A 14,106-nucleotide genomic window follows, 5' to 3' on the forward strand; every position below is an offset into this window, starting at 1 on the left:
AAAAGTTGGATAAAAAAGTTGGTTTTCCAGAATGGTGTCCTTTACTGCCTCTAAACACGATCAGTTAGCTAATGGCAACGGAGGCTGTAATGGCAGGTGACAACAATCAAAATAACCAAAACAAAGACCTAAATGACGCGGTAGAACAAACGGAAACCAATGACGCGGGCACGCCCTCCCAGCAGCAGAATCAACAAAACCAACAGAATACGATTGCTTCGACCGTAGCAACGGGTGCTGAAAATACCGATGCAGCAGACGAAGCCAATCAGGCGATGGAAGACAACCCAAGTGGTGCCGGTACTGAGGAAGAAGCCTCGGCGTCCGGTGGTGCGGTACAAGAAGACGCGCCAGAGAGTAGCGGTGGTTCGGATGCCGCTCAATCGAACGTGGTAGACAGCGTGGCATCAGACGGTGGGTCTGGTGAAGAAGCGTCTGGCAGCGGCGGTGCGGCTTCCGGTGCGGGTGCACAAGCCGTTGGTGGCGGTGATGCCTCTGGCTCTGAAGGTGGTTCGGACGCAGAAGGCAATGAAGCACAAGGACAAGCTGTACAAACTTCGGCTGCGCCAAGTGCCTCTTCATCTGATTCTGAAGGTTCACAAGGTGGTGATAACCTAGATTCAGAAACCACAGAAGAAACCTTTGCGGTGGACGTTCAAGACACCAGTGAAGAGACCACGACGCAAGTAGAAGATGATTTCGACTCTGAAACCACGAGCGAAACGTTCCAAATCAAAGTCGAAGGTGAAAACGATGCGCCAGAGGTAGAACAAGATCTGGCTTACATCATGGATGAAGACGGCACCATTACCTTCACGCAAGAACAATTACTCGAATACGCCAGTGATGTTGATGGCGACGACCTTGTTGCGTCTAACGTCCAAGTCGGTGCGAATGCATCGGTTCAAGACAATGGTGACGGCACGTTCACCGTGGTTCCGGACGCTGATTTCAATGGTGAACTCGACTTAACGTTTGATATCAGTGATGGTCAAGAAACTGTTTCAAGTTCTATCGATTTAACCGTTCGTCCAATCAATGACGCACCAGTGCCTGAAGATAAAACCTTTGAGGTGGAAGAGGACGGAACTCTGATCTTCACCGATGCTGACCTGCTTGCTGGCGCAACGGATATTGAAGGCGATAACCTAACGGTTGAGGGCGTAAGCTACGACGGTGGCGACGGCATCCTGACCGACAACGGTAACGGGACTTACACTTTTGCGCCAAATGAAAACTTCAATGGTGACGTAAACTTCAGCTTTGATGTGTCCGACGGTACGGATACGGTTTCTGCCAACATTGATGTCAGTGTTACGCCAGTTGATGATGCGCCAGTGTCTGGCAATCTTGCTTACTCGGTGGATGAAGATGGCTCGATTCGTTTGAGCCAAGAGCAGTTGTTGTCGCAAGCTTCCGATGTGGAAGGTGATACACTGACGGCTTCTAACCTTTCGGTAGATGGCAATGCGACGGTGACTCAAAACGACGATGGTAGCTTCACCATCACGCCAGACGCAGATTTCAATGGTGATATCGACATTAGCTTTGATATCTCAGATGGCACGAATACCGTTCAAGCAACCGCTGACCTAACCGTTAATCCAATCAACGATCTGCCTGTTCCTCAAGACCAACAATTCAGTGTGGAAGAGGACGGCACACTGCAATTTACTGATGCGGATCTGCTTGCAGGCGCGACCGACATTGAAGGCGATGACCTTTCTGTAACGGGAATTAGCTATGAAGGCACCGACGGCGTTCTAACTGATAATGGCGATGGCACGTATAGCTTTGCGCCAAATGAGAACTTCAATGGAGATGTAAACTTCAGCTTCGACGTATCTGATGGCACAGATACGGTTTCAGCGAATGTAGATGTGAGCGTCACGCCGGTGAATGATCCTCCGGTGGCTGGTAATCTTGCTTACTCGGTGGACGAAGATGGCTCGATTCGTTTGAGCCAAGAACAGTTGTTGTCGCAAGCTTCCGATGTGGAAGGCGATGCACTGACGGCGTCTAACCTTTCGGTAGATGGCAACGCGACGGTGACTCAAAATGACGATGGTAGCTTCACCATTACGCCGGACGCAGATTTTAATGGTGATATCGACATCAGCTTTGATATCTCAGATGGCACGAATACCGTTCAAGCAACCGCTGACCTAACCGTTAATCCAATCAACGATCTGCCTGTTCCTCAAGACCAACAATTCAGTGTGGAAGAGGACGGCACACTGCAATTTACTGATGCGGATCTGCTTGCAGGTGCTACCGATATTGAAGGCGATGACCTTTCTGTAACGGGAATCAGCTATGAAGGCACCGACGGCGTTCTAACTGACAATGGCGATGGCACGTATAGCTTTGCGCCAAATGAGAACTTCAATGGCGATGTAAACTTCAGCTTCGACGTATCTGATGGCACAGATACGGTTTCATGTGGCTGGTTCAACGTCTTACACGGTTCACGAAGACAACTCTATTACCATTTCTGACACGCAACTGTTGGCAAATTCTTCGGATTTAGAAGGGGATGTCTCGATTGATAGCGTGAGCTACTCTGGCAGCGATGGTGTGTTGCAAATCAATGGCGACGGTACGTACACCTTCTCTCCAAATGAAAACTTTAATGGTGAAGTGACGCTTGATGTTGTCGTCGCTGATGAAGAAGGAGCAACGGATGCCACCACTGCTGGCATTACGGTGCTGGAAGTGAACGATCCACCAGTCGCTGGACCAACTTCTTACACCATTGATGAAGATTCTGTTCTGACCTTTAGTGAGTCGCAAGTGCTGCTGAATGCCTCTGACGTGGAAGGCGACGTAGAGCTTGTTGGCATTAGCTACGATGGTCCGGATGGCATTTTCACCGTTAACGATGATGGCACGTGCAGCTTCGCGCCAAACGAGAACTTTAACGGACAAGTTCAACTTGATGTGACCATTCGAGATGAAGACGGAGCAGAAGTTGATACCGTCATCAATGTGAATGTATTGCCAATCAATGATGCGCCAGTATCGGGTGATTTGGCTTACAGCGTTGATGAAGACGGTGCGATTACACTCAGCCAAGAGCAGCTTCTTTCTCAAGCGTCTGATATTGAGGGCGATGACCTGACTGCTAGCGATTTGACTGTAGATGGAAACGCAACCGTTACAGCGAACGATGATGGCAGCTTCACGATTACACCAGATGCGGACTTTAATGGTGACATTGATATCCAATTCAACATTACGGACGGCACAGACACTATCCAAGCAACGGCGGATCTAACGGTTAATCCAGTTAACGATCTTCCTGTTCCTCAAGACCAGCAGTTCAGTGTTGAAGAAGATGGCACGCTGCAGTTTACCGACGCGGACCTACTTGCTGGCGCGACCGATATCGATGGCGACAACTTAACGGTTGATGGCATTAGCTACACAGGCAGCGATGGTGTACTGACTGACCACGGTGATGGTACTTACACCTTTGCACCAAATGAAAACTTCAACGGTGATGTCAGCTTTAGCTTTGGTGTTTCTGACGGCACTGAGACCGTACCTGCCAATGTGGACGTGAGCGTCACTCCAGTGAACGATCCTCCGGTTGCGGGTTCTACGTCTTACACGGTTGATGAAGATAATGCGATTACCATTTCCGACGAGCAGCTTCTGGCTAACTCTTCGGATGTGGAAGGCGCAGTGTCTATCGATAGCGTGACCTATTCAGGCACCGATGGCGTATTCCAAGACAACGGTGACGGCACTTACACCTTCATGCCGAATGAGAACTTCAGCGGTGATATCAGCCTTGATGTCATTGTGGCGGATGAGCAAGGTGCGATTGACGAAACGACCGCAGGCATTACCGTCATTGAAGTGAATGACCCTCCAGTTGCCGGTCCAACGTCTTACACGATTGATGAAGATTCAGTACTGACATTCAGTGAGTCACAAATTCTTGCCAACGCGTCTGATATCGAGGGCGATGTAGAGCTTGTTGGCATCAGCTATGAAGGCTCGGATGGTATCTTTACCGTCAATGGCGATGGTACTTGCAGCTTTGCACCAAACGAGAACTTCAATGGTCAAGTTCAGTTGGATGTGACCATTCAAGATGAGAATGGGGCAACTGTTGATACGCACATCAATGTCGATGTCTTACCAATCAACGATCCACCAGTCTCGGGCGATTTGGCTTACACCATCAACGAAGACAGCTCAATAACGCTAAGCCAAGAGCAATTGCTTGCCAAAGCGGGAGATATTGATAGCGAGAACCTTGAAGCCATCAATCTATCGACAGATGACAACGCGACAATTCAATACAACGATGATGGCAGTTACACCATCACACCGGATGAAAACTACAACGGCGATCTAGACCTGACCTTCGATATCATTGATAACGATGGTGGCTCGGTACAAGTTGGTCTGGATATTACGGTTAATCCTGTGAATGACTTGCCACAAGCGCAAGATCAACAGTTCACGGTAGAAGAAGATGGCACCTTGCTGTTCACGGATGCAGACCTATTGGAAGGCGCATCGGATATTGATGGCGATGATCTGTCTATCGAAAACGTACTCTACACAGGTGCGGATGGTGTGCTTACCGACAATGGCGATGGCACTTACAGCTTCGCGCCGAATGAAAACTTCAACGGTGATGTTCAGTTCACATTCGATGTGTCTGACGGCACAGGTTCAACACCAGCATTCATTGATGTCAGCGTGACACCAGTGAACGATCCACCGGTTGCAGGTTCAACGTCGTACACGGTTCAAGAAGACGGTCAAATCACCATTAGTGACGAGCAGTTGTTAGCCAACTCTTCTGATGTGGAAGGCGATGTAGCCTTGGCGAATGTTAGCTACTCCGGTAACGACGGTAGCTTCGTGGACAATGGCGACGGCACATATACCTTTACGCCAAATGAGAACTTTGACGGTAACATTTCGCTCGACGTTACGGTCATCGACCAAGATGGTGCAACAGATACGACAACCGCAGGCATCGATGTTATCGCGGTGAACGACGCACCTGAAACGTCAGGCATTCAAGCTGAAGTGGATGAAGATAACGCCATCACCATCACGCAAGAACAATTGCTTGCGAATGCGACAGACATTGAAGGTGATGACCTTGTTGCCAGCAATCTACAAACCAATGACCCAGATGCGACGATTGTAGCCAATGAGGATGGTTCTTTCACCATTACGCATACGGAAAACTTTAACGGTGAGTTGGACTTCACTTACAACATCAGCGATGGCGAAAATGATGTTCTGACCACGTTGGATCTGACCGTTAATCCTGTCAACGATGCGCCAGAAGCGGGCGACGAGATCTTTATTCAAGCGGAAGAAGACCAAACAGTGGGTGTTTCTCTGCGTGAAGAGCCTGCGTTACGTCTCGACCAAGCCCCTGAAAACGGCATCATTGAAGCAAATCTAAATGACGAATGGGTACAGCTAGAAGTCGGGCAGGAGGTGCCTGCAGACACGGAAGTGCGCTTCATTCCAAATGATGATGCATTGGCGAACGGTACGCACACGAGTCAAATTGGTACCTTTGACGACAACGCCAGCCTTGATGATTGGGGTACAGCTGTTGACCCTTACACACGTGAGTTTGTCGATGGCGATTTGAAAGTTACTGTTCAAAGTAATGATGACCCACTCGGTGCGTGGAATGGTAAAACACACATCGGTCACGGTATTGGTGATACTGACCGTCAAGGCTTGAGTGGTGATGAAAAACTGACTGTGACCGTTGAAGGTCAAGACATCAACGAAATCAGCTTCCACCTAGATGGTCTAGGCGGCTGGTTTATGGAAGAGTCTCGCCACTTTACCGAAGTCGAAATTCGCGCATTCAACTCTGATGGTGACTTGATCGACTCGATGACTTACCACAAAGAAGATCGTGGTAGTTATGAGACGGATTACACCCTAACGGTGAACGAGCCGGTATCTTACTTTGAGCTAGGTACGATTCAAGGTAACGGTACTTACGTGGTTCAAAACATGACGGTTTCCCAAACTTGTCATGATGAAGCGGTGTTCACATCTATTGGCGTGGACGGCACGGAAATCACGGAAACGGTAGAGCTTAATATCCGTGAAGGTGACAGTGAAATCGAACTGACCGCTGATCTACCAAATGTGACCATTGATACCGAAGGTTCTACGCAGTTTGCCTCTGTGGTAATCACAGAAGAGCAGCTTCTCACACAAGCGAGTGATATCGATAGTGATGTACTTGATATTCAAAACCTAGAGCTGGTGGGGGATAACGCGGAGCACGCTACGTTAACCGACAACGGCGATGGTACATGGACAGTCACACCAGATGAGAACTTCTACGGTGAGATTGAGCTTGGTTACCAAGTCACGGATGGTGAACTCACTGACGACAACATCATCAACATCAACTTCGAAGCAGTAAACGATGCGCCAATCGTTTCTGGTCCGATTGTGTTGTCGACTGATGAGGATGTGGGCATTACGTTTAGCGCGGACGATCTGCTTGCCAATGCAAGTGATGTGGAAGGCGATGCGCTGTCTATCTCTGATATCTCTTACAGCGGTAATAACGGTGAGCTTGTCGACAATGGCGACGACACTTACACCTTTATGCCGAATGAAAACTTCAATGGTGAAGTCGACATCGATTACAAAGTCTTCGATGGCACCGATGAAGTCGATACCCATCTAGATCTGACCGTTATTCCGGTCAACGATGTGCCAGTTCCTGGTGCACCGCTGCATACTCAAATGCTAGAAAACGGCACCATCATCATCGAAGCAAAAGACCTGTTATCAGGTGCGACTGACGTGGATGGCGACATTCTGCATATCGAGAATCTGCTGCTTGTTGACCAGTCACAAGGTACGTTGACAGATAACGGCGACAACACCTTTACCTTCGAGCCAACTTCGAACTTCTACGGTGAAGTGAACCTGACCTTCGACATCAGCGACGGTCAAGCAAGTGCACCAAGCACTGCGAAGATCGATGTTGAGATCGTTAACGAAGGTCCAGAGGTCAGCGGTCCTGTTGATGCGGTCGTTGATGAAGATGGCTCAATTACCATAACTCAAGAAGACTTGTTAGCGAACGCGACGGACGTAGATGGTGACAACCTTGAAGCGGTGAACCTGTCGACCAACGATCCTAATGCAACCATCGTTGAGAACGCTGATGGTAGCTTCACGATTACACCGAGCGAAAACTTCTTTGGTGAAATCGAATTTACTTATGACGTAACTGACGCGATTGAAACCGTCGCTGCGGATCTAAACCTCACCGTTAACCCAGTGAACGACCTGCCAGATGTGCCTGATTTGTCCTTCACCACAGAAGACGGTGAAGCGATCACTATTACTGAAGCAGAGCTGCTGGCTCAAGCGACGGACATCGAAGGCGATGACCTGTCTGTTGTTAACGTGACGAGTTTAAGCGACACGGTTCAAGTGACAGACAATGGCGATGGCACTTACACGTTAACGCCGGAGCAGGGCTTCTTTGGTAATGTTGACCTCACGTTTGATGTGAGCGATGGCACCGACGTGGTGGCGGCAAACATCGACTTGAAAGTTGAGTTCGTTAACGATGCACCAGAAGCAGCACCAATCGTGGCAGACGTGGACGAGGATGGCTCTATCCTCGTGACACAAGAAATGCTGCTTGAAAATGCCAGCGATCAAGATGGTGATGACCTATACGCAACGGCACTAGAAACCAATGATCCTAATGCCTCTATCGTGGATAACGGCGACGGCACCTTTACCGTTACGCCTTCACAGCACTTCAACGGAGACATCGAGTTTACGTATGAAGTGAGCGACGGTGAATTGAGTGTTGCCAATGAAATGACATTGACGGTGAACCCAGTCAATGACATTCCAATTGTTGCGCCTGGCATGTACCACATTGAAGAGGATGGCAGCATCCTGTTCACGCAAGAAGATCTTCTAAGTGGCGCGATTGATATTGATGGTGACGACCTCACCGTTACCAGCATTAACTACTCGGGTGATGAAGGTACTGTAACGGACAACGGTGACGGTACATTTAGCTTCGTACCAGAAGAGCACTTCAGTGGTGACTTGCAGTTCAGCTTTACGGTTTCTGACGGTACTGATGAAGTTGAGCAAGACATTAATGTTCACATCGAAGCCGTAGCAGATGCGCCAGACCTAGTCATCACCGATGGCGATGGTCGAAACGTGGATGACCAAGCGATCTTGGTTGAGCCAGGCGGTATTGTTGAAGTGAACATCGCCGCAGCATTGGTTGACCAAGACTTGTCAGAAACGCTGACGGTGACCGTGGATGGTGTTCCAGAAGGTTCGGTGATCAGCTACGACAACGAAGGGGTACTTAACGATCAAGACAACGGTATCACTAGTTTCAACGATACTGAAATCACGGTTACGTTTGAAGGTGAAACCGCGGGTTACCAAAACACAGCGGGTTACTACAAAGTCGATGAAGATGGCAACATCACGGGCGTTGAAGTAGTGTACGAAAACGCCTCTCAAGTTGGTGGCGGCGGTGATTTGGTTCCTGGGCAAGATCAGTTCAGTTTCCAAATCTCGGAAGGGGAAAGCTTCAACCTATTCTTGATTCCTAACGGTCATAACTTCAATGACTTTGCATCCATGCAAGATGGTCAGTACGAGTTCCGTGCAGCAGATGGCTCTCCTGCGAACATGGATACAGTTGACCCGCAACTCGTGTTTGTTGGCGCTGATGGTTCTGAAACCGTGATTCAAAGTCAATTCGGTGATGCAGTCTTCCATGGTGGTTCAAGCTCAGAGCTTAACCAAGATGGTATTGAGCATACCCGAACTACCGTGAACGAAGACGGTGAACTGGTTTACGGCTTTGAAGATCTCTACGGTGGCGGCGATGCCGATTACACCGACTTCAACTTCACCATTGATGTAGGTGAAGTGAACAGCCAGATCTACAGCGGTGAAGTAACAGTAGGTCCAGATGGTTCTGTAACGCTTCCAACCACAGCAATTGAACAAGAGCTACAGATTCAATTGCCAGAAGACTTTAACCAACAGCTAGAAATCAACGTAACGGCAACGGCAACAGAGCTATCAAATAATGATTCTGAAACCGTTTCTCAAACCATCTACGTCAATGCAACAGGTGCCCACATTGAACACGCGCCTGAAGCATTGCCTGTTTCAGCGATGGTTGAAGAAGATGGTTCAATCCTAATTACGCAAGAAGATTTGCTTGCTAATGCGCGTGACTTGGATGGAGACCAACTGACAGCACTGAATCTGGCAACGGATGATGAAAACATCACCATCACAGACAATGGTGACGGCACTTACACCTTAACGCCAGATGCGGACTTTAATGGTGATATCACCTTTACGTTCGATGTGTCTGACGGCGATGATGTTGTCTCAACCAACCTTGAGTTATTGGTTTCACCAGTTAATGATGCGCCGGAACCACAAGATCAAGCGTTCACCGTTGGTGAAGATGGTGTGCTGACCTTTACTGATGCGGATCTGCTAACAGGTGCTACCGATATTGAAGGGGATGACCTATCTGTTGAGGGCGTCACTTACACAGGCGCAGATGGTGTTCTTACTGACAATGGTGATGGCACATATAGCTTCGCACCAAACGAGAACTTCAATGGCGACGTGAACTTCACTTTCGATGTTTCCGATGGCACGGATACTGTGACGGCAAATATCGATGTAACAGTGACGCCAGAGAACGATCCACCGGTTGCAGGCAGCACGGCTTACACCGTTCATGAAGACAATTCGATCACCATCAGTGACGAACAGCTATTGGCGAACTCATCGGATATTGAAGGCGATGTGTTGATTGATAGCGTGAGCTACAGCGGTAACGATGGTGTGTTAGAAATCAATGGCGATGGTACTTACACCTTCTCACCAAACGAGAACTTCAGCGGCGAGGTGAGCCTAGATGTTGTCGTTGTCGATGAAGATGGTGCAACGGACTCTACTACTGCTGGCATTACTGTGATTGAGGTAAATGACCCACCAATCGCAGGTCCTACTGCATACACTATCGATGAAGACCAAGTTCTGACCTTTAGTGAGTCGCAAGTGCTACTGAATGCTTCGGATGTTGAAGGTGATGTTGAGCTAGTAGGCATCAGCTACGACGGTCCAGATGGTATCTTCTCAGTAAACGGTGATGGCACTTGTAGCTTTGCACCGAATGAAAACTTCAACGGCCAAGTGCAGTTGGATGTGACCATTCGCGATGAAGATGGCGCAGAGGTTGATACTTACATCACAGTCGATGTCTTACCAATCAATGACGCACCGGTATCGGGCAACTTGGCTTACAGTGTCGACGAAGACAACTCAATCACGTTGAGCCAAGAGCAGCTTCTTGCTCAAGCATCTGATGTAGAAGGTGACGCATTAACCGCATCTAATCTAGTGGTTGATGGCGATGCAACGGTTACGGCAAACGATGATGGCAGCTTCACTATCACGCCAGATGCGAACTTTAATGGCGACATTGATATCACGTTCGATATCAACGACGGCAGCGATACTATTGTTGCAACGGCGGACCTAACAGTTAACCCAGTTAATGACTTGCCGCAGCCGGAAGATCAAGTGTTCACCATTGGTGAAGATGGCGTGTTGACCTTCACTGATCAAGACCTGCTGGATGGCGCAACGGATATCGATGGCGATAATCTATCGGTTGAAGGTGTGTCTTACACTGGCGCAGATGGTGTCCTAACCGACAATGGCGATGGTACGTATAGCTTTGCACCGAATGAGAACTTCAATGGGGATGTGAACTTTACCTTCGATGTTTCTGATGGCACGGATACCGTGACCGCGAATATCGATGTGACAGTCACTCCAGAGAACGATCCACCGGTGGCAGGCAGCACGTCTTACACAGTGCATGAAGACAACTCGATCACCATTAGTGACGAGCAGTTACTGGCGAATTCATCAGACGTCGAAGGAGATGTCGCGGTTGATAGCGTTAGCTACAGCGGCACAGGTGGTGTGTTCCAAGACAATGGTGACGGTACGTACACCTTCTCGCCAAACGAGAACTTCAATGGTGAAGTGAGTCTAGATGTTGTCGTGGTCGATGAAGACGGTGCGACGGATTCCACTACCGCTGGCATTACTGTTCTAGAGGTGAACGATCCACCAATCGCAGGCGCGACCAGCTATTCAGTGAACGAAGATGAAGTTATCACCATTAGCTCTGAACAGCTGTTGGCGAACGCTTCTGACGTTGAAGGTGAAGTTGCGATTGATAGCGTGAGCTACAGCGGCTCCGACGGTATCTTTACCGATAACGGTGACGGTACATTCAGCTTCGCACCAAACGCCAACTTCGATGGCGATGTGAGCCTAGATGTTGTGGTTGTTGATGAAGACGGTACAACTGCGGCAACTAACGCAAACATCGATGTATTGCCAATCAACGATGCGCCAGTATCGGGCAACTTGGCTTACAGCGTCGATGAAGACAATTCAATTACGCTTAGCCAAGAGCAGCTTCTTGCTCAAGCATCGGATGTAGAAGGGGACGCGCTAACCGCGACTAACCTAGTGGTTGACGGTGATGCAACGGTTACGGCAAACGATGATGGCAGCTTCACCATCACGCCTGATGCGAACTTCAATGGTGACATTGATATCACGTTCGATATCAACGATGGCACCGACACTATTGTTGCAACGGCTGACCTAACGGTTAATCCAGTTAACGACCTACCACAGCCAGAAGATCAAGCGTTCACCATTGGTGAAGATGGCGTCTTGCTGTTCACTGATGAGGACCTACTTGATGGCGCAACGGATATCGATGGCGATGACCTATCGGTTGAAGGTGTGTCTTACACAGGTGCAGACGGTGTCCTAACCGACAATGGTGATGGCACTTACAGCTTCGCGCCAAACGAAAACTTCAATGGCGACGTGAACTTTACCTTCGATGTTTCCGATGGCACGGATACCGTGACGGCGAATATCGACGTAAGCGTGACGCCAGAGAACGATCCACCGGTAGCAGGCAGCACGTCTTACACCGTACACGAAGACAACTCAATCACCATCAGTAACGAGCAGTTATTGGCTAACTCATCTGACGTCGAAGGCGAAGTCGCGATTGATAGTGTCAGCTACAGCGGCGCAGATGGCGTGTTCCAAGACAATGGTGACGGTACTTACACCTTCTCGCCAAACGAGAACTTCAATGGTGAAGTCAGCCTAGATGTTGTCGTGGTAGATGAAGATGGTGCGACGGATTCAACCACTGCGGGTATTACAGTACTTGAGGTAAACGATCCACCAATTGCAGGCGCGACTAGCTACTCAGTGAACGAAGACGAAGTCATCACCATTAGCTCTGAGCAGCTATTGGCGAATGCTTCTGACGTTGAAGGTGATGTCGCGATTGATAGCGTCAGCTACAGCGGCTCCGACGGTATCTTTACTGACAACGGCGACGGTACATTCAGCTTCGCACCAAACGAAAACTTCAGTCGTGACCGATGAAGATGGTGCAACGGTAGCAACCAATGCAAACATCGATGTTCTTCCAGTCAATGATGCTCCGGTATCAGGTGATTTGGCTTACAGCGTGGATGAAGATGGTTCTATCACTCTCAGCCAAGAGCAGCTTCTTGCTCAAGCCGGCGACGTGGATGGCGATGACCTAACCGCATCCAACCTGACTGTTGACGGTAATGCGACCGTTGTTGCGAACGATGATGGTAGCTTCACTATCACACCGGATGCGGACTTCAATGGCGACATTGATCTGAGCTTCGACATTACGGACGGTGATGCAACCATTCAAGCCACTGCCGATCTGACTGTGAACCCAGTGAATGACTTGCCAACGGTTGGTCAGCCACAGTTTGTTACGCAAGAAGACACCAGCTTCACCTTTACCGAAGAGCAATTGCTGCAAAATGCAGGTGATATCGATGGTGATAACCTAACGGTTGAAAACGTTGCTTCTGACAGCGGTACGTTAGTTGATAACGGTGATGGCACGTACACCTTTGCGCCAAACGAAAACTTCGATGGCAACGTGAACGTGACGTTTGATGTCAACGATGGCACCGCAACCGTGCCAGCAGAAGCGAACATTGACGTTCAATCTGTGGTTGATATGCCAGAGCTGTCGATTGCGTCAGACTTGGTGATTGCTTCTGATAACTTCGAGTCTGGCTCGAACGGTTGGAACGCGAACACTGAAAGTTCACAAGGCTTCGAAACGGGCGACATGCTGGGTCGTATTGGTGGCACTGGCGGTGATGAAGCGGTCAGCAAAACCTACGAGATCCCAAGCGATGTCAATGAAGTGAATATTTCGTTTAGCTTCTACGAAATCGATTCTTGGGATGGCGAGTCGTTCCAAATCTTTGTCGGCGGTGAACAGCTAACAACCTTGGAAAACTCCGCGTTCCGTACTCAAGATGGTACGACAACGCTTTACGATTCTGACGGTAACGAAGTAGGTGAAGTGATCCACGGAGCCTCTCAACGTGAAGGCTTCAGTGGTTGGAACGACCAAGCTCACCAAATCAATCTGACGGTTCCTGTCGATGATGGTGAATTGCAACTGGGCTTCGGTTCAACCTTGAATCAAGACGTTTGGGATGAATCGTTTGGTATCGACAACATCGAAATCACGGTAGCAGACGCGGATTACCAAATCATTGGTACCGAAGATACGCCAGTGCCGCTTGATATCGATGCAGCTTTAACCGATACCGATGGCTCAGAAAACCTCTCTATCTTGATTGAAGATGTGCCAGAAGGCAGCTCACTATCAGCAGGTGTTGATAATGGCGACGGCACTTGGTCACTACAACCGGGCGAGCTAGAAGGGTTAGAGTTTATTCCGTCTGCGGACTTCAATGGTGATGTGACGCTAACCGTGAACGCAACCTCTACGGATGTAGATACCGGTACAACGGCGACAGCGACGCAAGGTGTGACGATTCATATCTCGCCAACCAATGATGCACCAGAAGTGACGGGTGATATCACTGCGGTAACTGCCGAAGACAACAGCATTACGCTGACTCAAGAGCAGTTACTTGA

General features: G+C 49.0%; 1 pseudogene. It reads left to right on the top strand.

Features of this window, described 5'->3' with window-relative positions:
* Nucleotides 1-89: 89 nt before the first annotated feature.
* A pseudogene (locus tag AACR11_RS29800) lies at nucleotides 90-14,106 on the top strand (tandem-95 repeat protein); the annotation flags it as partial.

Origin of the sequence: Vibrio sp. L85 (genome assembly GCF_963871815.1) — a bacterium.
Taxonomy (GTDB): Bacteria; Pseudomonadota; Gammaproteobacteria; order Enterobacterales; family Vibrionaceae; genus Vibrio; species Vibrio harveyi.